The organism is Reinekea thalattae, assembly GCF_008041945.1.
In the GTDB taxonomy this organism is placed as follows: Bacteria; Pseudomonadota; Gammaproteobacteria; order Pseudomonadales; family Natronospirillaceae; genus Reinekea; species Reinekea thalattae.
This window is the reverse complement of sequence record NZ_VKAD01000001.1, coordinates 1680915-1700477: the sequence shown is the minus strand read 5'-3', so window position 1 is coordinate 1700477 and position 19563 is coordinate 1680915. Positions and strand designations below refer to the sequence as shown.

The 19563-nt window shown below is 44.0% G+C and carries 18 protein-coding genes; 16 read left to right on the top strand and 2 right to left on the bottom strand.

Annotated elements, in window-relative coordinates:
* The first annotated feature begins 141 nt into the window (after positions 1–141).
* The 6 genes from FME95_RS07720 (at position 142) to FME95_RS07695 (ending at position 4760) form a co-directional block, all read left to right on the top strand.
* Entirely contained in the window at positions 142–918 is a 777-nt protein-coding gene (locus tag FME95_RS07720; protein ID WP_147713812.1) for a putative hydro-lyase, read from the top strand.
* 10 nt (positions 919–928) lie between these two features.
* Positions 929–1783 (top strand): glutamate cyclase domain-containing protein, encoded by an 855-nt coding sequence (locus tag FME95_RS07715; protein WP_147713811.1) that lies wholly within the window; start codon positions 929–931, stop codon positions 1781–1783.
* Between the two features lie 20 nt (positions 1784–1803).
* Entirely contained in the window at positions 1804–2661 is an 858-nt protein-coding gene (locus FME95_RS07710; RefSeq protein WP_147713810.1) for an aminotransferase class IV, read from the top strand.
* A gap of 143 nt (positions 2662–2804) precedes the next feature.
* Positions 2805–3359, top strand: coding sequence for a sigma-70 family RNA polymerase sigma factor (locus tag FME95_RS07705; protein ID WP_147713809.1), 555 nt, complete (start codon positions 2805–2807; stop codon positions 3357–3359).
* A gap of 108 nt (positions 3360–3467) precedes the next feature.
* A complete protein-coding gene (locus FME95_RS07700; protein ID WP_147713808.1) occupies positions 3468–4478 on the top strand; it encodes a permease in 1011 nt (336 codons plus the stop codon).
* A gap of 39 nt (positions 4479–4517) precedes the next feature.
* Positions 4518–4760 carry a thioredoxin family protein gene (locus tag FME95_RS07695; protein ID WP_342783517.1) on the top strand — a complete coding sequence of 81 codons (243 nt, stop codon included), beginning with the start codon at positions 4518–4520 and terminating at the stop codon, positions 4758–4760.
* 51 nt (positions 4761–4811) lie between these two features.
* Here the strand turns inward: FME95_RS07695 and FME95_RS07690 are convergent, their stop codons facing one another.
* Complete coding sequence (locus FME95_RS07690; protein WP_147713807.1) at positions 4812–5618, bottom strand: flagellin N-terminal helical domain-containing protein; 807 nt, start codon at positions 5616–5618, stop codon at positions 4812–4814.
* Positions 5619–6029: 411 nt separating this feature from the next.
* Between FME95_RS07690 and FME95_RS07685 the strand changes: the two genes are divergently transcribed.
* From FME95_RS07685 to FME95_RS07665, 4 genes are all read left to right on the top strand, one after another.
* Positions 6030–7514 carry a polysaccharide lyase family 7 protein gene (locus FME95_RS07685; protein WP_147713806.1) on the top strand — a complete coding sequence of 495 codons (1485 nt, stop codon included), beginning with the start codon at positions 6030–6032 and terminating at the stop codon, positions 7512–7514.
* Between the two features lie 878 nt (positions 7515–8392).
* Complete coding sequence (locus FME95_RS07675; RefSeq protein WP_147713805.1) at positions 8393–9445, top strand: N-acetyltransferase; 1053 nt, start codon at positions 8393–8395, stop codon at positions 9443–9445.
* The gene (locus FME95_RS07670) at positions 9423–9821 is read left to right on the top strand and encodes an ASCH domain-containing protein (protein WP_147713804.1); all 399 of its coding nucleotides are present in this window, start codon (positions 9423–9425) and stop codon (positions 9819–9821) included. The genes FME95_RS07675 and FME95_RS07670 overlap by 23 nt, the downstream gene beginning before the upstream one ends.
* Before the next feature lies 1 nt (position 9822).
* A complete protein-coding gene (locus tag FME95_RS07665) occupies positions 9823–10338 on the top strand; it encodes an ATP-binding protein (protein WP_187265472.1) in 516 nt (171 codons plus the stop codon).
* Positions 10339–10370: 32 nt separating this feature from the next.
* Here FME95_RS07665 and FME95_RS07660 read toward each other — a convergent pair whose 3' ends face one another.
* Positions 10371–11285, bottom strand: coding sequence for an EamA family transporter (locus FME95_RS07660; protein ID WP_187265471.1), 915 nt, complete (start codon positions 11283–11285; stop codon positions 10371–10373).
* Positions 11286–11484: 199 nt separating this feature from the next.
* Between FME95_RS07660 and FME95_RS07655 the strand changes: the two genes are divergently transcribed.
* The 6 genes from FME95_RS07655 to fhuB all read left to right on the top strand — a co-directional run bounded on the left by FME95_RS07655 (position 11485) and on the right by fhuB (position 19355).
* Complete coding sequence (locus FME95_RS07655) at positions 11485–12378, top strand: helix-turn-helix domain-containing protein (RefSeq protein WP_147713801.1); 894 nt, start codon at positions 11485–11487, stop codon at positions 12376–12378.
* A gap of 209 nt (positions 12379–12587) precedes the next feature.
* Positions 12588–14750, top strand: coding sequence for a TonB-dependent siderophore receptor (locus FME95_RS07650; protein ID WP_147713800.1), 2163 nt, complete (start codon positions 12588–12590; stop codon positions 14748–14750).
* Between the two features lie 105 nt (positions 14751–14855).
* Positions 14856–15608 carry a siderophore ferric iron reductase gene (locus FME95_RS07645; RefSeq protein ID WP_147713799.1) on the top strand — a complete coding sequence of 251 codons (753 nt, stop codon included), beginning with the start codon at positions 14856–14858 and terminating at the stop codon, positions 15606–15608.
* Between the two features lie 2 nt (positions 15609–15610).
* The gene (locus FME95_RS07640; RefSeq protein ID WP_147713798.1) at positions 15611–16375 is read left to right on the top strand and encodes an ABC transporter ATP-binding protein; all 765 of its coding nucleotides are present in this window, start codon (positions 15611–15613) and stop codon (positions 16373–16375) included.
* Positions 16372–17301: an iron-siderophore ABC transporter substrate-binding protein gene (locus FME95_RS07635; RefSeq protein ID WP_147713797.1), complete on the top strand. Its 930-nt coding sequence runs from the start codon at positions 16372–16374 to the stop codon at positions 17299–17301. Before FME95_RS07640 ends, FME95_RS07635 begins: the two co-directional genes overlap by 4 nt.
* A gap of 65 nt (positions 17302–17366) precedes the next feature.
* On the top strand, positions 17367–19355 hold the full coding sequence (gene fhuB, locus FME95_RS07630) for a Fe(3+)-hydroxamate ABC transporter permease FhuB (RefSeq protein WP_147713796.1): 1989 nt from the start codon (positions 17367–17369) through the stop codon (positions 19353–19355).
* Positions 19356–19563 lie beyond the last annotated feature (208 nt).

Sequence of the window (19563 nt, the reverse complement as noted above, 5' to 3'; positions counted from 1 at the left end):
TTACTTTATTTAAGTTAAATAGCCTAACGAACTGTTAATTCTAATTTGCTAAGATGACGGTTGAAAAACACAGGCGGGTTTACGCATAAAGATTGCTTGTAAAACACCCTATCTGTGAACAGGATCCTTTGGAGAGAGTAGATGACACCTGAAGAATTACGCTTAGCTTGTCGTGACGGCAGCTTCACTAGCCATACATCGGGCTATTGTGCCGGTTTTGTGCAGGCTAACCTGGTGATATTGCCAAAAGACTGGGCCGATGAGTTTTTTGTCTTTGCTCAGCAAAATCCCAAAGCCTGCCCTATCGTGGCGTTTTCTAAGACGCCGGGCGACCCGATTTTAAACATCGGTGGTAAAGAGATCGATATCCGTTCTGATCTACCGCAATACCGAGTGTGGCGCGAAGGTGAAATGACCGATGAGCCCAATAATGTCGCTGACCTATGGCAAGATGACTTTGTCACCTTTTTGATTGGCTGCTCGTTTTCTTTTGAAGAGGCCTTATTGGCGGATGGTTTGGAAATTCGCAATATCAGCGAAAAGAAAAACGTCCCCATGTTTAACACCAATATGGCCTGCCAGCCGACTGAACGCTTTTATGGTAATCAGGTGGTCAGTATGCGTCCTTTTAAAGCTGCCGATGCGATCCGCATGATCCAAATTTGCAGCCGTTTCCCCGATGTTCATGGTGCGCCGGTGCATTTGGGCGACCCAGCACTGATTGGTATCAGCGATATTCAATCGCCGGACTATGGCGAAGCCGTAACCGTTAATGACGACGAACTACCGGTCTTTACCGCCTGTGGTGTCACACCACAAGCAGTTATAAAACAGGCAAAACCACCGATCTGCATCACCCATAGCCCTGGCGCTATGTTGGTCACTGACATTCCAAACAGTAAGTTAGCTGTTTTTTAACGAGGCGTTTATGGCAACAACACTAGAAGCGCTGGGCTTAAAAATGGAAGCCATCTTGGTGCAGCGTAATTTGCGCGGCATGCAAGATGTATACAGCAAAATAGAAGGCGGCTCGTTATTACGTGCGGCGCAATTAATGGCCAACGTTAAGGGTTCGGTATTGATTGGCACTGGCTTTCCAGTAGGCGACACCTTCGAAACCGATGGCCCTGTTGGCGCGATTTGTTTATATAACGCACTGGAAGCCTTAGGTGCCGAGCCTGTATTAGTCTGTGGCGCGCCGCTTTCTACACAATTAAGGAAGAGCTATCGCGTTCATCCTCTCATTGTTGGCCCGCATGCCGAGCGAAAATCAGAAGCGTTATCGGCATTGGCGCATTGGCAGCCTGAGTTGCTGATTTCTATTGAGCGACCGGGGCTTTCTGAAGACGGCCAGTATTACAATATGCGCGGCGAAGTCATCAGCGAACGCGCCGCCTGTTTCGATTCCTTTTTTGAAAACGCACAGTGCGAAACCATTGCCATTGGCGATGGCGGCAATGAAATCGGTATGGGCAAAGTTAAAGAAGCGGTTCGCTCTTTAGATATTCAGCCAGCACATACCAGCTGTACTGAACTGGTATTGGCAGATGTCTCTAACTGGGGAGCGATTGGTTTGGTTGCCTTGTTGGAGTGCATTACTAATAAGCCTTTGCTTAGCCAGCATAAGCCCGCTGAGATTTTAAGTTTCTTATCTGAACTGGGCAGTGTCGATGGCGTTACCCGTAAAAATGAATTAACCGAAGATGGATTGTCCATGGAAGTGGGCATTGCATTATTAAATGAACTAACCCTATTGGCGGCAAATTACCGTCAATCTTTGTAACTGGCAGGAGTGAAGGCATTATGTCGATCGTCTATTTAAATGGTGCTTATATGGAAGCCTCTGAGGCAAAAATATCACCAATGGACCGTGGTTTTTTATTTGGTGACGGTATCTATGAAGTCATTCCAACGCATCAGGGTAAGGGTGTTGGCTTAGGTCTGCATTTAAAGCGTATGGAAAACGGTTTGCGTTCTATTGGCGTAGAGTTCGATGCAGAGCCATTGAAGCAAGTGATTGCAGAGCTGTTAGAAAAAAACGACGGTGACGATTTAAACGTTTATATCCAAGTTAGCCGAGGCACCTACGAAAAACGTTTTCATGGTTTCCCCGATAAAGTTGAGCCAACAGTGTTTGCTTACACATGGCAAATTGGCCCAGCTCATGTCGCCGATAAAGCACAAGCTCATACCCTAAAGGTTGTAACTGCTGATGATCTGCGTTGGCAGCGTTGTCATATTAAATCGACCTCACTGCTCGGTAATGTTTTGCATTTCCAACAGAGTTACGGCGAGGGTTACGATGAAACCCTACTGTTTAATGGTGACGGTAACTTAACAGAAGGCAGTTCCTCGAATGCCTATATTGTTAAGGACGGTGTGGTTTATACACCGCCATTAAGCGATGAACTGTTGCCTGGGATTACCCGAAAAATCCTATTAACTATTCTTGCTGAGCACAGCGATATCAAAGTGGTTGAGCGCGCGGTTAGCAAGCAAGAAGTGTTAGATGCCGATGAAATTTGGATGACCAGTGCCAGTAAAGAAGTCGGCCCTGTTATCCAAGTGGATGGCCAAAAAGTCGGTTCTGGCGAAATTGGCGACGTTTGGCTTAAAGCACAAACACTCTATAGCAAACACTGTTACGACATCGATTGCTAAATATAAGTGTTATTTAAATAACCTGAAAAAGCTGGCGCTATCGCCGGCTTTTTTTATGCAAAAAATAGCTTGTTTGATCTACTGCAAGCGCCTCAGCAATGTTCGCGTTACTATCGCTTAACTGGGTTTTAGGAATGACAGCGATGGAAAATAATGTAGGTGCAGTGCCATGTGCGTTAAAAGCTTGGCAAGATCATGAAGCTGAGTTGTTATCATGGCTCAAAAAAACCATTAAACATGACAACCTATTACCGGAAGACCTAACTCAAGAGGTTTTTTTAAAACTGCTGCGTCAGCGAGACGGTTTTTGTCAGGTAACCCATACCAAAGCTTGGTTGTTTCGTGTGGCCAAAAACCTACTGATTGATCAGCAACGTAAGCACGCCGGTAAGGTTGATATCGATGAATTCTCTATCGAACAACCCGAAGACGAGCTAGAACTGATCGACTACCTAGCACAATGCTGTTTGCCAAGAGTACTGAGTGAGATTTCAGACGATGATCGAGCCATATTGCAAGCCTGTGATATTGACGGCATGAAACAGGCCGATTATGCCGCCCAACATGGTTTGACTATTACGGCAGTAAAGTCACGGCTGCGAAGAGCACGGCAGCGCTTACAAGCCCAGTTGCAAACGGCCTGTCAGGTTCAGTTTGATGAACAGCAACATGTTGCTGGTTTTACCGCACGCGACTAAGTCGCTTATAGCGGTTTAAGCTATTGGCGTTAAAAAAATAAAAATAATGCGCATCCTTTTCGCTACCCAACCGTCTTTATTAAAACGGTATACAAATAGAGGTAGCTTATGTTCCAGATATTTACTCAATTTGCGTCTTGGGTCGTTTATCAGCTGTTGGCAATGAACCCAGAAACGAAAGCCGGCCAAGCGCTGCACTTTTTTATTGAAGACACCAGCAAAATTTTCGCCCTACTGTTGGTGATGATCTATCTTATCGCGCTGTTACGCGCGTCGTTAAATGTTGAGCGGGTACGTACCTTTTTATCCGGCAAGAATCGATTTTTAGGCTATTGGTTAGGCGCGATGTTTGGCTCAATCACCCCCTTCTGTTCCTGCTCCAGCATCCCGGTATTTTTAGGCTTTACGTCGGCGGGCATTCCTTTAGGTATCACCATGGCGTTTCTTATTACGTCACCGTTAATTAATGAGGTTGCGGTATTGCTATTGGTTGGCCTTCTGGGTTGGCAATTTACCGCTCTTTATATTTTGGTCGGTATCAGTGTTGGTGTGTTATCGGGAATGTTTTTGGATGCCATAAAAGCTGAACGCTGGTTGCAAGATTTTGCCGCTAAAGCCTTAGCGCAAGGACAGCAAGATAGCGACGCTGCGTTAGCGCCAACGACTGAGACGACCTCAGCGCAGGCTGAAAAAATAACATTCAAACAGCGCCATCAGTTTGCTGCAGAAGAGGTGCTGAGTATTTTTAAACGCATCTGGAAGTGGGTGATTATTGGTGTCGGTTTAGGTGCCGCATTACATGGTTTTGTGCCAGACGGTTGGATCGCTGAACACTTGGGTGCAGGCCAATGGTGGTCGGTTCCAGCGGCGGTTTTGTTAGGTATACCGCTTTATTCGAATGCCACCGGTGTTATTCCAATTATGGAAAGTCTGCTTATCAATGGTTTGCCAGTTGGTACCACGCTCGCCTTTTGTATGAGTACAGTGGCGGCGAGTTTTCCAGAATTTTTGTTGTTAAAGCAGGTGATGCAGTGGCGTTTATTGGCGACAGTGTTCGCCATTCTGTTAACCGCCTTTACCCTGATTGGGTGGATTTTTAACACCGTCAGCCTGTTTTAAACATTATAAAACCAAGCTTAAATTTATTAGGAGAAAAATATGAAAACTATCAAAACGATTAAAGTGTTAGGCAGTGGTTGTAAAAGTTGCGTCGCAACAGCAGAACTCATTAAGCAAGCCGCAGACTCGTTGGCTGTTGAAATTGATTTACAAAAGGTGGATAGCCCTGCCGATATTATGGCTTACGGAGTGATGTCAACACCGGCAGTGGTGATCGATGAAAAAATCGTTCATGCCGGAGGCATACCAAAAGAAGACGATATAAAAAGTTGGTTGAAATAGCGGCCGATAACGCGCTATTAAAAAATAGCCGAGAGTTTTTGGCTGGTTCAATTAGCCCAGCAGTTTGAGAACGGTTTCTTGGTCGGCATTGGCTTGTGCTTGCATGGCAATGCCAACTTTCTCTTTTACCTGTTCGCTGGCCAATTGGCTGGTGGCTTCTGCGTAGTCGGTATCTTGGATACGCGAGGTCGCTTCAATACTGTTGAGTACCGTTTCTTCTAATGAACTGATGGTCGACTCAAATCGGTTTTGCACAGCGCCATATTCTGCCGCTGTAGCACTAACAGCATCGATAATACTGTCGCTAATATCTAAGGCCGCCGTTGCTCCCTCAATAGTCGAAAGATCAATCGAGCTGAAATCTAATTCAGCAATTTCATCGCTTAACCTATTACTTTCGACGCTCAGCGTATCGCCAGCGTCGGCACCGACTTGGAAGACTTGTGCTTGGTCGCCGTCAAACAGTGATACACCATTAAAATTAGACTCTTCAAGAATGTTTGTCGTGTCTTCGATCAGCAGTTGAGCTTCGGCGTTAATCGCTTCTCTTTGCGTGTCGGTGTAAGTGCCGTTGGCCGCCTGTACTGCTAATTCACGAATGCGCTGAACGTTGTCTGTGACGGTTTCTAAAGAACCGGCCGCTGTTTGCGCTAAAGAAATTCCGGTTGAGGCGTTTTCAATCGCCTGAATATTTCCTTGTGTTTCGGTAGTGAAGCTAGTCGAAATCGCAAGGCCTGCGGCATTGTCGGCAGCACTATTAATTTGTTTTGCAGAGCTTAACTGTTCAAACAGTGTCTCGATGCGGCTCGATGTATTGTTTAATGAACCAGTCGAAAGTGGGTTGTTAGAGATAACCATAATGTGGCTCCAAGCTCTGTAAAAAATAAGTCTTTGCAACGCAGTTTAATGGTTTTTTGCTGTGCGTCTGTTTCGCTTTGTATACCAAACTCTTGACGCTTTTTTGGGCTTAGCTAAAAACAAGCTTGGTTTTATTTTCTAGAACACCGATTCGTTAGATTCAGCGCAATTTCTATGAATATAATATGACAAATAGCATTGCCATTTTGAGAAGTTAGTGTATTTTTCTGATGTCGTCTGTAAAGAAGTCGACGACTCAACCTAGTTTTACGGTAAGTCGCGTTTATAAATAAAAATAAAATTTAAACGCAAATCTATTTACCGTTAGGGCACATGAACTATTGAGTGTTTCAAACGCCAATAGACTTTAAATCAAAACCTAATTAACAATAAAAATATAAAGGTTACACAATGAAAAAAAATTGGCTTCTATGCTCTGCCTTATTGGCAGCGGCAGGTGCGCACGCAGCAACATTAAACATCGACAATGCCAGCGACTGGGGTGGTTCTCACAGCAGTTACCCTGCCAGCAATGCTATCGACGGTAGCAGTGCTTGGGAAACTCGTTGGGCCGCAGCAAACGGCGCATCAGAAAACCTAGTATTAGATTTGGCTAGCGATCAATCGGTGAACGAAGTTTCTATCGCTTGGGGTCGAGGCGACTCACGCACTTACAACTTTGAAATTCGAGTGCTGAGCGAAAATGGTGACTCCAGTGACTGGACCAAAGTTTATTATGGCAGCAGCAGTTTGGTTAGCAGCAATGGTGATTTTGAAAGCTACAGTTTCGATTCTGTATCTGCTCGTTATGTTCGCATTAAAACTTTCTCCAATAGTACCGGTTCGGACTGGACCGATATTAACGAAGTTACTATTTCAGGTGGCAGTTCTTCAGGCGGCGGTTCAAATGGCGGTGACTATGGTCTGAGTACTGATGTTGCACCAGCAGGAAACTTTGATCTTTGGGATTGGTATTTAAGTGTACCGACCGATACCAACGGTGACGGTAAAGCCGACTCCATCAAAGAAGATCAACTCAATGATGAAAACTACGAAAGCGAATATTTTTACACCGATGAAGACAGCGGCGCCATGGTATTTGAATGTACCGTTGGCGGTTACAAAACATCATCGGGTACAAAATATACCCGTACCGAGTTAAGAGAAATGCTTCGCCGTGGTGATACCAGCATTGATACTAGCTATGACTATGAAGATGACCCAGACGGAAATGGTCGTCTCAATAACTGGGCATTCTCAACAATTAACAGTAGCGACTACGATGAGTTTGGCGGTATTGATGGCACATTAGATGTAACGCTGGCTGTTAATAAAGTCACCACAACTGGCTCGCTTGACCCGAACCCTTCGGATGAAGATGACTTAGAGAACTACAAAAAAGTTGGCCGCATTGTGATTGGTCAAATCCACGCCAGTGGTAACGAACCGATCCGACTTTATTATCATAAGTACCCATACAACACCTATGGCTCTATCTACTTTGCGCACGAGCCTTCAGTAGAAGCAAAAGAGGATGGTGAAAAAGAAAAATGGTACGGCCTGTTGGGTAACATGATTGATAACAGTGACAATAGCTATGTTGACGTTGAAGATATGGCCAACCTCACTGACCCTTCTGACGGCATTAAACTGAATGAAACCTTCTCCTATAGCATCGATGTCGATGGCGATTATTTATCTGTCACCATCAGTCAGGATGGCCAAGAATTAGCATATAAGCAAATAAGCATGTCGAGCAGCGGCTATGATGATTCCAACAATTATATGTTCTTTAAAGCCGGCATTTATTTAAATGATGATGTGAGCGACAGTGATGATTCTGCCAAGTTGAGTATTTACGAACTTAGCAACAGTCACGATGGTTATAACTATTAATCCTTAGCCACTGCGGCTAATACCGTTCAGCTAATCTTTTTAAAGCCGATATTTGTCGGCTTTTTTTATAGCAGATTTTTTAATATTCAAATTGACAGGCTAGCGCAAGAGATAGCATATTAGGATTATTCAGCGGAGCTTTTTGTTTTAAGAAGTCTTAAAAATCGCTCCGTATAATGCTGCTTAGGCGGTGGAATAAAGTGTTATGGCGCTCGATGATATCGAAAAAGAGCTTTATTAAGCAGCAGTAGAAATGCGATATCCTTCTGGTTGGGGCGGTTTTATGGCTGTTAGAACAGAGTCAGAGCATTGTTTCCGATACTAAAAACGATGCCTTTCGCTATGTATGGAGGCAAGAGCGTATTTAGAGGCTCACAAACTCAATTAGCGAGTGGCCCATTCATTACGTTCGTGTTGTGAAAGTGAGTACGGTGAGCTGCTAATCTTGTCATCATGCAGCGTTTATCAAGAGCACCTAGTTCACCGGGTTGGGTACCAGAGCAGCAATTACGACTTCAGAAAATGCATTGGATTTAGTGTTTAAGGTGGTATGCGGTAGTATTGGTATTGCGTTGTTCACACCTTCACATGGCGTTAAATGGGTAGGTAATCTTGCTCAGCTCTTCGTAGTAAAGGGATTACTAATGACTCCAGTTATCCTGATTAAATGGAGTGGCAATACCGGCACCGGATTTTTCCAGTGTAGTGAAGTAGGAAAGGAAGGCTGAGAGGCCATCTGACTAACAAGGTTCAAAAAATGTCAGAAAAAGGACTGCCAGAGTGTAACGATCCCTATGAGATCAAATTAATATAAATGTAGATAACTAAGGAAGATGTTTTGATGCCTATCAAAACATCCATTTTAAAAAGGGATAATCATGGAAAACCTCGTATACCAAAACTTCTCGAACATTAATTTAAACGATATTTTTTTTGACAGTCTCAAAGCTGATTACACTGAATTCTCTGACTGGTTTATGAAAAAAGCAAATGAAGGATCATCTGCTTATGTTCTTTACAATACTAGCAACGGTATCGAAGGTTTTATGTACCTAAAAATAGAAGATGGAGAAGTGAACGACATTTCACCATCTCTACCAAATGGTAAACATTTAAAAATTGGTACATTTAAATTTGAATCAGTTGGTACAAGGCGTGGTGAGCGGTTTATTAAAAAAATGTTTGATCTCGCATTTGAGTTTAATTCAGACAATATATATGTCACCGTGTTTTCAAAACACGACTATTTAATGAATCTATTTCAGAGATATGGCTTTGTTATACACGGGTCAAAGATGACATCGAATGGAATAGAAAATGTCTTAACAAAAGACATGTATAACACTAAAACAGATATGTTAGAAAACTATCCAATGGTTAGCTCTAACTCTAGAAAGTATTTACTTTCAATATACCCAGACTATCACACTAGAATGTTACCGGATTCAATTTTAAATAATGAAACATACGATATAATCCAAGATGTCTCACATACAAATAGCATTCATAAAATTTATTTGTGCGCTGCGCACGGCGTTCAGAATCTAAGAAGAGGTGATGGTTTAATAATATATCGTACCAGTGATCGCCCTGGTCAAGCATGGTATCGATCAGTTATAACATCACTATGCGTAGTTGAGGAAGTAAGATCAATCAATGAGTTTGACACTCTCGACGATTTCCTAAGGTATACATCGGCTTATTCAGTCTTTACAGAAAACGAATTAGTTTCTTTTTACAATTCAAAAAGATACCCCAACATTATAAGATTCACATATAACACGGCATTTAAGAACAGAGTAACAAGAGGGCAACTTATTGAAGAGGGTTGCATCTTGGATGAAAGAATAAACCTATTAGAAGTAAGTCATTCTAATTATTTAAAAATGCTAGGACTAGGTAATGTCAATGAACGTTTTATTATCAATTAAGCCAGAATATGTTGAAAGAATATTTTCAGGCGAGAAGAAGTTTGAGTATAGAAAGTCCATATTCAAAAGGAACGATATTAAAAAAATCGTCATTTACTCAACAATGCCTGAAGGAAAAATAGTTGGTGAGTTTTCAATCGAACAAATACATGACAATTCACCTGAATTAATATGGAAAAAAACTAAAAAAAGTTCTGGAATACAGAAAAGCTTTTTTGATTCCTATTTTATAGGCAGAAAAAAAGCTTACGCTATTGAGATAGCCGATGTTATTAAGTATGACACTCCCATTAAGCTTAGTCAGTTATCGAAAAAAGTGACCGCTCCACAATCATTCAGCTACTTAAATGACGATATGTTTCCAAAGATGGCATAATATGAAAAAAATAGTGTTTATTGCAGGTATACATGGAGTTGGAAAAACAACTTTTTGCAAAAAAATACAGGAAGACGTGGCAATTAAACACTATTCATGCAGTTCTCTTATAAAAGCAAATTCAGAGTACATAGAAACATCGAAAGCTATAGATAAGGCTGAACGGAATCAACTAGTACTAATTGAAGCATTGAATCAAATTTCAGATAAAAAATTATTGTTAGATGGTCATTTCTGCCTTATCGATAAAAGTAACTCTGTTTTAAGGCTCAAAGATAGTGTATTTGAATCCTTGAACCTCTCAGCCGTTGTCGTCCTAACTTGCGATGTAAAAACCATTCACAGCAGGTTAAAAGAAAGAGACGGCGCAACATTTGATATAGAACTATTGCAGCAACTTCAAGATGCAGAGCTTGAAATGGCTATTAGAATAAGCTCAAAGCTAAATATTCAACTAATACATTACCATTCAGGTGAGCCCCTTAAAAAAATCACGGCCTTTATAAGTACGTTATAAACATTAGGAATCAAAGGGGCCAGAGCCTTCAATCAGCGTTTAGAAAAACTTAATAACAAGATGCCCGTCATAACGATGGCGCCGCCAACTAATTGAATAAAGGTTAGCATCTGGCTCAAAATCCAGAAGCTTAAAAACAAAGAAGCAACGGGTTCGAAGTTTACGATAGGTGCGTTACGCGCCATATTTAAATGTGGCAGAAGAATAAATAGAAGCGATGAGCCTGCACCATAGAGCAACGCTAATGCGCCAAGGCCGACCCAGCCGATGGAGTGCGTTGGTAATGCCATGCCATTGGGTACAATATCCGCAAACCCAGCAATTAATATAACTGAAAACACAAGCAGCATTGAAAAACTACTGCGAACAGAGCCGCTTATTTGAGAAAGTTGATTGTCCATTAAGCGCATCGCGACTGCGAGAAAGAAACCAGACATTGCACCTAAGGTAACACCAGACGCCCAGTTTTCATCCTGTGTGTGACTTCCAGATAACAGCTGTGGAATATTTAAAACTAATAGCAGGCCGAAGCTGATCATGGCTAAAACCATCACAAAAAAACGCGTTGGTCGTACGCCTGAAAGCACCCAGTTAAGAAGCGTATAAACAATTGGCCAAGAGTTAACGAGCAATAAAGCAATGGGAACAGGAATGCGCGCGACAGAAGAATACAAACACAGGCTTTGTAGTGTAATCATAACTCCTAGAAGAAGTTGGTAGCGGCGCTTACCTTTTGGAATGCGAATCGAATGGCCTTGCCAAATAACCAGACTGACCATAATGATTAAGGCAAATCCGCTGCGGGCAATTAACGCGATCATAAGGCCTGCGCCACTATCGAAAGCAAGTCGGGCGGCAACATGATTGCCTGCAAACATGGTGGCAACACTAATTAAAATGGTAACCGCCAACCATTGCGGTAGGTGAGAAGAGCTGTTTTGAGTCATATAGATGTCGGCAGGTATTGATGATTTGTCACAAGAGTAACATAAAGCAATGTTGGGTGAGTTAAAGGTTATAACAGGGTTCAGGCTAGTCGAGGGGCGTTTTATATAGCAAAAGACCATCGACTTATTAGAATATAAAATATAATCATTCTCATTTTCGCGTTATCATAACGCCATTCCGTCATCACGAGTAATAGCCGTGCCTGCAGCCGCAACCTTCAACCGAATAGAAAAGGTTTTGGACCACATCCATCAGAACATTCGTCAGTCGCTCACTTTAGAAGGCTTGGCTGAGCACAGCTGTTGGTCGCGTTGGCAGTTGCAGCGGGTGTTTCAGGACTATACCGGCTACAGCGTGGCGCAATATGTGCGCGAAATAAAACTCAGTCGATGCGCGGAACAGCTGTTAGTGACTGATCATCGGATTATGGATATCGCGCTGGAGTTTGGTTTTAGTTCAGAAATCACCTTCAGCCGAGCCTTTAAACAGTTTTTTGGCTGTTCACCAAAAGAATATCGCAGCCGTGGTGTTCTTACTGGCGTGAAAACGCCACTGAAAAAACCAGACGACCAGTTTGCTCAATACCCTGAAGCGTCGCTTTATCAGGTGCGTTTAGAGCGCGGTAAATCATTCGACTTTGTTGGTTCGCCTTACACAGTTAAAGGGTTGCTCTCGGCCGAGCCCGATTTTGGCATCAGCGTGCCGCGTGCGTGGGATGATTTTTTTGGCCGTTTGCCGAATGAGGCTTTACGGCAAGTGCCGCACATTGGTCTAATCGACGGTTTTAGTCAGCGTATTCAAGGCGAGCTACGGTATTGGGCCGGAATAGATGCTGACCATATCGATGCGGTGCTGGTCGGCGATGGCATTGAACACAAACGCACGCTAGAGCACGATTACGCGGTATTGCCTTATCAGGGCCCAGTCGAGCAATTCCATAAAGCCATTATTTGGTTGATGGCTTCTTGGTTGCCGGCTTCTGGCTATGCTGGCTTGGACGATGTTTACGAAATTGAAATCTATTACCCGCCTTACGACTCCACTCGAAAAGAGGTCAAAGCAGAGTATTGGCTGCCGATTATCAGCCTCTAGCACTTTATTCGTTTCTCATTCGCTTCTAATTATTCGTTTCTAGCCACCGAGCCTTATCTCAGCTCTCTGCTTAAAAAATTCAAACAAACTGCAAAGTTGCACCAAATTGTTAATTTTATGGATCGGTTCAGCGGTACTATTTTGCTAATGATTCTCATTTGCACAAGAGTCTGCTTATCACTTACAAATCCCTTGAGGGTGGAAGTATCATGAACCGAATTCCTGAATACGCAGGTTTAAAACAACTTGCCGTTAGTATTGCTGTTGCTTCGGCAGCTCTAGCGCTTGCAGTGCCAGCCTATGGCGCCGAGCAAGAAACCGAAACCATTGAAGTTAAAGGCGAAACCTACCGCAACACAGCCACCAAAACATCGTTGCGCCCAGAAGAAACACCGCAAGGCATTAGCATTATTAGTGCGGAAGAAATCGCGCAACAAGCCGCGGATTCTGTTACCCAAGCATTACGTTTTACGCCAGGCGTTAATACAGAAGTGCGTGGCGGCGGTGTAACTATGTACGATACTTTCAATATTCGTGGCTTTGATGTGGATCGTAGCTACTACGATGGCCTCGTTCTAAGCCCGTTGAATGGCTGGAATTTACAGCCGCAAATTGACCCTGTTGCTATTGAGCAGCTTGAAGTCTTTAAAGGCCCAACATCGGTGCTGTATGGCACAATGCCACCGGGCGGCATGGTGAACATTATCGCTAAAGCACCTAGCAGCGTTAGCTCTACCGAAGTTAACCTTGCCACTGGTACGGGTTTGTTGCGTCAAGGCTCTGTAGATACCACAGGACAAGTTGGCGATAGCGACTTTAACTATCGGTTAATTGCTAAGGGCAGTTATAAAGAAGGTCAGGTCGATACCACAGAAGAAGAGTCTTATTTAATCGCTCCTTCAGTAGACTGGAATGTCAGCGACAAAACGCTCATTAATGTGAATGCCTATTATCAGAACGATCCAAGTATGGGTATGAATTCAGCGTTGCCTGCTTCTGGAATGATTTACGACAACGCTAACGGCTCAACCGATTCTTCTACTTACGCAGGTGATGCCAACTGGGATGAGTTCGATCGCCAAGTGCTAATGCTGGGTTATAAGATTAGCCACGAGCTATCTAAAAACTGGAGCTTCTTACAGAATGCTCGATACACAGATGGCGCTTTAGCTCAGCAAAATACTTATCATCAATCCGGTGTATTTGATGAATCTACAGGAGAGTTGGCGCGTAATATTTATAGCACCGATGAAGAGTTGTCATCGATAGCGATCGATAACCAGTTATCGGGTTTAATCACTACCGGCCCAATAACGCATAGTTTACTAGCAGGTCTAGATTACCAATCTACCAGCGGTGTAAGTGACTATAGTGAATACTATACAACCGACGCATCTTTCTACGGCTTTAACATTTTCGATGCGGATAATTATTTGCTCGATACCGACACGGTAGTTGAAAGTTATGTCGCCGTTGACGATGTTGAAGTTGAGCAGCTTGGTGTGTACTTCCAAGATCAGCTTCGCTTAGGTTCGCTCGTGGTGATTGCAGGTGGCCGCTATGATGATTATCAAAGCAGCAGCTATTTTGAAGACTTTACTTATGACGTTGTATATGAAAGTGACGCCGATCACCAAGCATTCTCTTACCGAGTAGGCTCACTGTATGAATTTGCAAATGGTCTGTCGCCTTTTGCTAGCTATGCGACGAGCTTTGAACCTGCCGCAGGAACAGACTCTGACGGCAATGCCTACGAGCCAGAGTTAGGTCAGCAACTAGAAGCCGGTATTAAATATGCTCCTTACGCGGGCAATGTCGAATTTACTGGCTCTGCATTCCATATCACTAAAACCGATGCGCTATTGCCAGACCCGAGCAACGTTTACGCACCATACCTACAGGTAGGTGAGTTGGTTTCTCAAGGTGCTGAGTTAGACGCAAAAATTGCTTTAACTCCGAGCCTTAACTTAGCGGCTAGCTATACTTACATTAATATGGAAATCACGGAAGATGACGACAATGGTTATGAAGGTAAGCAGCCTATCTGGGTTCCAGAACACAGTGCTAGCCTGTGGGCCAATTACTTTGTTGACGGTGGAATATTAGCCGGTACGCGTATCGGCGGTGGTGTCCGCTACGTTGGCGAAATGCAGATTGACGCAGCTAACACAGGTACCGTGCCTGACTATACGTTATTCGATTTATCACTTGGCTATAACTTAGGCTCAGTGATTCCAAAGGTTGAAGATGCGACGGTTAGTGTTGTGGTAAATAACCTACTCGATGAAGAGTATTACAGCTGTTACGATTCAGAAAATTGCTGGTATGGCGCAGAGCGAAATATCACTGCGAATTTAAATATTAAATTCTAATCGGTTAGCTTAATTAGATAAAAAATTTTAGCCCGCCTTGTGCGGGCTATTGAGCGCTTGTAAGGTCGATAATTTTTTTGTCGATGTGTGATCTATAAGGTGAATATGACGGCCCTGATGTTAGATAGCAACGACATAACGGATGATGCGATGCTGGCAAAGCTGTTCGATGCTTGCCAACAGATTTCGCCCTATTTAAAGGGCGAGTTGGCTTCGCCGCGTTCAGAGGATGTCGCTGGTGGTGAGCAAGACCTAGCCGTTATTCAGCAGCTGTATGACGCCATTGCCGAGCAAACGCCTGAAGCCGGACACAGCTATTGGTTGGCGCGTTGTTGGAGCCTGTTGTTATGGCAGCCGCTTTATATCGCCATGATTGGCACTTACGAGTTTGGTTGCGTGCCGTCGTTTAAAGGCTTTTCGCAAAAACGACACAGCGTTTATATTATGGGTTTTGGTTTTGAACGTGCCCAGATTTATAGTGCGAATCAAGCCAGTCTTATCAAAAACTCAGGCCAACAATTAAAACCACTTTTTGATCATTACCGTGAGCAAATTGATCGCTGGAAGCGTTGCCCGTTAAGTTTTACTCAGGTGCTGTTAGCGGATTCAATTTTGGCAAATCTAGTGCTGTTACAAAAATTGAAGCCGGAGTTTAGCGGCGAGCAAATTTTGCAACAGGGCAAGCAATGGTTGGCGGCTTTTTCATTATCCGAAAATTATTTATCAGCGTTTAATATAGCCGATGATGGTTCGCTTAATTTTGTGCGGCGCAGTTGCTGTTTGGTTTACAAAACGCAAGGTGGTGAGCTCTGTTCTGACTGCCCGCGCTTACATCGACAAAAAATAAATAGGAAATAACCGTGTATCGACTGACTGATGTTGAAGTGATTCGCGACGGAAAAAAAATTCTTAATGTTCCGGATTTAACCATTGCTGCTGGCGACTTTACTGTCGTGTTAGGCCATAACGGCTCAGGCAAGTCGACGCTGGTTAAATTACTGGCCGCAGAGTTACAGGCCGATCATGGTTCGGTGGCATGGCAAGATAAACCAGTAACTGACTACAACAAAAAAATCTTGGCACAGCAGGTTGCGTATTTACCGCAAAAATTACCCGAGGTTTCAGGTTTAAATGTTGAAGAGTTGATCCGTTTAGGTCGTTACCCTTGGCGCGGCGCGTTGGGTCGTTGGAACGATGAGGATCAAAAATATATTGATCAGGCGATTAATCAAACCGGCTTGGCGGCGCTGCGACAGCATTTGGCTGATGAGCTTTCTGGCGGTGAACGTCAGCGTGCTTGGATCGCGATGCTGTTAGCACAGCAATCCGGCTTGCTAATTTTAGATGAGCCAACCTCTGCGCTCGACATTCAATACCAAATTCAAGTGATGGAGCTGCTTAAGGCAGTTAACCAAATTAACCAGCGCGGCATCGTGGTTATTTTGCACGATTTAAATTTGGCATTGCGCTACGCAAGCCAAGTTATTGCTCTCAAGCAAGGCGAAGTTTTATTTACCGGTGAAGCAAAAACGGTACTGACGGCAGAAAATTTGTCGCAACTTTACAACACAGAAATACAGCTTATCCCACACCCAACCCGATCAGAACAGGTGGTTATTTTATGATGAAGAAAATCAAATTATTAAAACAAGCACTGCTCAGTGCAGCTGTCTTCACTTTTGCGGTAAGTGCGTTTGCCGATATTCAGGTTGAAGACAGTCATGGTATGCAAACCTTGCCAAAAACTCCGCAGCGTGTAGCAGCACTGAACTGGGATATCGCCGAGCAAGTTTTAGAGCTTGGTGTGACGCCGATTGTTGTACCTAACATTAAAGAATACAGCGAATGGGTTGTTCGCCCTGCGGTACCAGAATCGGTTGAAGATATTGGTACCCGTATGGAGCCAAACCTAGAGCGTTTAGCAGAATTAAAACCGGACGTTATTATCATTGCTTCACCGCAGCTTGGCTTGCAAAAAAAATTAGAAGCCATTGCGCCTGTGCTTTATTTCCATACCTATAATGAAGATCACAACAATGCAGAGGCGGCGATTAAAAATTATCGTCTAATGGCTAAAGCATTAGGTAAAGAAGCCTACGCCGAGCAGCGCCTAGCGCAGATGGAAAGCCAGCTTGATGCAATGAAAGAAAAGCTAGCCGCAGCCTATAATAATGATTTTCCAAAAGTTATTAGCTACCGCTTTGCCGACACAAAATCGATTTATCTGTATGGCGATAATTCAATCCCTCAGTATGCCTTGCAGCGTTTAGGTTTTGAGCCTGCAATGCCACAACCTGCAACTCAATGGGGTGTTACTCAAAAACGTGTTAAAGAACTAGGCCGTTTACCGGCCGAAACATTGGCGCTCTATTATTTGCCGTTTGAACAACAGGCTGAGCTTGATAAATCCAACCTTTGGCAGGCGATTCCATTTGTAAAAGCAGGCAATGTTGCTGCGGTTGAGCCTGCTTGGAACTACGGTGGCGCTATGGCGATTTTGTACAACGCCGAAGTGTTGACCAATGCTCTATTAGAGTTAGCACCTAAATAAAAAGTTAGCACTTGAGAAGTAAAGCGAGTAGCTGAGTTAAATAACTTTTGGAAATGATGACGTAAATGAAAAGGACGATCGGCGGATTTTTAATACTTAGCTTGGTGGCAATTTTTAGCCTTCAGGTTGGTATTGATGTGGCGTTCAGTGAGCAACTTTTGCTGATTAAATCTGCCTTGTTGCAGCAGAATATAGAGCTGAGCTTCGATGCGATTTTGATGCTGGAAAATAGGTTGCCTCGTTTAGCGGTTGCGTTGTTTGTCGGTGCGACATTAGGCATCGTTGGCAGCCTAATGCAGCAGTTGACGCAAAATCCGTTGGTGTCGCCACTCACGTTAGGCACGGCTTCAGGTGCTTGGCTAGCGTTAGTCATCGGCTCTATTTGGCTGCCGGTTATTACCGCCAACTTAAGTTTATACATCGCTATGTTTGGCGCGATGCTGGCTTTAGTCTTGGTGATATTGATTGCAGGTTTTTCTAATCTTTCAGGCTTGCCGATTGTACTGGCAGGCTTGGCGGTCAATATACTCTTTGGCTCTATTGCGACTGCTATTATTTTACTGCACAACCAATACGCGACGGGTTTATTTATTTGGGGTGCGGGTGATTTAGAACAGAACGGTTGGCAGACCTTCCAATGGTTAGCGCCAAGGCTTTCGCCGTTATTATTGATTTTAGTTTTTGCGCCTAGAGTGTTAATGCTATTACGCCTAGGGCAGAGCAATGCTTCTGCGCGCGGGCTTTCTTTAATCCCTGCTTTTTTATTGCTCTTCTGTTTAGCGATTTGGAGTTTGTCGGTGGCGATTGCCAGCGTCGGTGTGATCAGCTTTATTGGCTTATTGGCACCCAACGCCTCGCGGCTAATGGGCGCTCGTTTACCACGGCAAGAATTAGTATTAAGTGCCTTTTTAGGTGCCGCCATATTAATGTTGGCCGACTCGCTCGCCATTGCTATTACTAATGTTAGCACTAACTTACTGCCCACTGGTGTTGCCACAGCGATGATCGGCGCACCGGCGTTGATCTATTTTTCTCGCGTGAAATTACAGGCTAAAGATAATCTACACCTTGCTTTGCCAGACAGCCGATTTCGCTTTACTCATGTGACTGTGGGTCTGTTGGTATTACTGCTGTTGTTAATGATCAGCTTTGCCAGCTTTATTCATATTGATGTTACAGAGCTTGGTAAGCGTTGGCAGTTTTCGTTGCCAGGTTCCTATAACTGGTCGTTACGTTGGCCAAGAATGCTGACCGCGATCAGTGCTGGCAGTGCAACGGCAGTTGCTGGTGTGTTATTGCAACGGCTTATTTATAACCCGCTCGCCAGCCCTGATGTGCTCGGGATTTCCGCAGGTGCGACATTAATGCTGGTCGCGGCGAGTATTTTCTTTGGTCATAACATCTATCATTCTGGGCCACTGTTGGCGTTGCTCGGTAGTGCGTTGGCGTTGTTGGCGTTAATTCTCTTGGCAAGAAAGCAGCAATACGCGCCCTCTATTGTGGTGCTGATCGGTATTTCGATTGGTGCCATGATCGAAGCGCTGGTGCATTTTTGCATGGCGCGCGGCGATGAAACTTCCTATAACATCTTGGCTTGGTTGGCAGGCTCGACGTATCGAGTATCGCAACAGGCGGCGCTTCTTTTAGCTGTTGTAGTTGGGGTTATTCTCGCTTTGGTGTTTACAGCGCATCGTTGGTTAACGCTGATTTCAGGTGGCCGTAGTTTTGCTCATGCCCGTGGACTCAATGTGCAGCGGGCATTTCTGCTGCTTTTGTGTGCCGTAGCGCTGCTCGTTGCGTTAGTGACCAGTGTCATGGGGCCGGTCGCGTTTGTTGGTTTGCTGGCGCCTCATATTGCCGTCATGCTTGGCGCGCGTAAGGTTTTAGCTCAGCTTATTTGTGCCTTATTGGTCGGCGCTAATTTGATGCTCGTTGCCGATACGTTTGGTCAGCTGGTGCTGTACCCCGCGCAGATCGCAGCCGGAACCATTGTGGCTATTATTGGTGGCTGCTACTTTATCTTCTTATTGCTTCGCAGCCGCCTCGCTCATTAGTTGGCTCGCTGCCATTCGCCAGTCTGTTTCTTAGGTTGGCGGGCTGTCATCTCTTTGTCATATTGAACATATATGTTTTCCCGCATATGTCGTCGTAGTACTATGCCTTTATGCAAAGTCTTAATAACTAAGCCTTTAATAACTAAGTCTTTAGTAATTAGGCCTTTAGTAGCTAGGCCTGTATAAGACTCAGCCTTTTATATAGTCA

Bases quoted from the DNA above. Each gene is read 5' to 3' on its own strand.
- FME95_RS07650 (WP_147713800.1), top strand. From the start codon at position 12,588: ATGAACCGAATTCCTGAATACGCAGGTTTAAAACAACTTGCCGTTAGT.
- fhuB (WP_147713796.1), top strand. From the start codon at position 17,367: ATGAAAAGGACGATCGGCGGATTTTTAATACTTAGCTTGGTGGCAATT.
- FME95_RS07705 (WP_147713809.1), top strand. From the start codon at position 2,805: ATGGAAAATAATGTAGGTGCAGTGCCATGTGCGTTAAAAGCTTGGCAA.
- FME95_RS07670 (WP_147713804.1), top strand. From the start codon at position 9,423: ATGAACGTTTTATTATCAATTAAGCCAGAATATGTTGAAAGAATATTT.
- FME95_RS07700 (WP_147713808.1), top strand. From the start codon at position 3,468: ATGTTCCAGATATTTACTCAATTTGCGTCTTGGGTCGTTTATCAGCTG.
- FME95_RS07675 (WP_147713805.1), top strand. From the start codon at position 8,393: ATGGAAAACCTCGTATACCAAAACTTCTCGAACATTAATTTAAACGAT.
- FME95_RS07720 (WP_147713812.1), top strand. From the start codon at position 142: ATGACACCTGAAGAATTACGCTTAGCTTGTCGTGACGGCAGCTTCACT.
- FME95_RS07685 (WP_147713806.1), top strand. From the start codon at position 6,030: ATGAAAAAAAATTGGCTTCTATGCTCTGCCTTATTGGCAGCGGCAGGT.
- FME95_RS07660 (WP_187265471.1), bottom strand. From the start codon at position 11,285: ATGACTCAAAACAGCTCTTCTCACCTACCGCAATGGTTGGCGGTTACC.
- FME95_RS07690 (WP_147713807.1), bottom strand. From the start codon at position 5,618: ATGGTTATCTCTAACAACCCACTTTCGACTGGTTCATTAAACAATACA.
- FME95_RS07710 (WP_147713810.1), top strand. From the start codon at position 1,804: ATGTCGATCGTCTATTTAAATGGTGCTTATATGGAAGCCTCTGAGGCA.
- FME95_RS07645 (WP_147713799.1), top strand. From the start codon at position 14,856: ATGACGGCCCTGATGTTAGATAGCAACGACATAACGGATGATGCGATG.
- FME95_RS07715 (WP_147713811.1), top strand. From the start codon at position 929: ATGGCAACAACACTAGAAGCGCTGGGCTTAAAAATGGAAGCCATCTTG.
- FME95_RS07665 (WP_187265472.1), top strand. From the start codon at position 9,823: ATGAAAAAAATAGTGTTTATTGCAGGTATACATGGAGTTGGAAAAACA.
- FME95_RS07695 (WP_342783517.1), top strand. From the start codon at position 4,518: ATGAAAACTATCAAAACGATTAAAGTGTTAGGCAGTGGTTGTAAAAGT.
- FME95_RS07635 (WP_147713797.1), top strand. From the start codon at position 16,372: ATGATGAAGAAAATCAAATTATTAAAACAAGCACTGCTCAGTGCAGCT.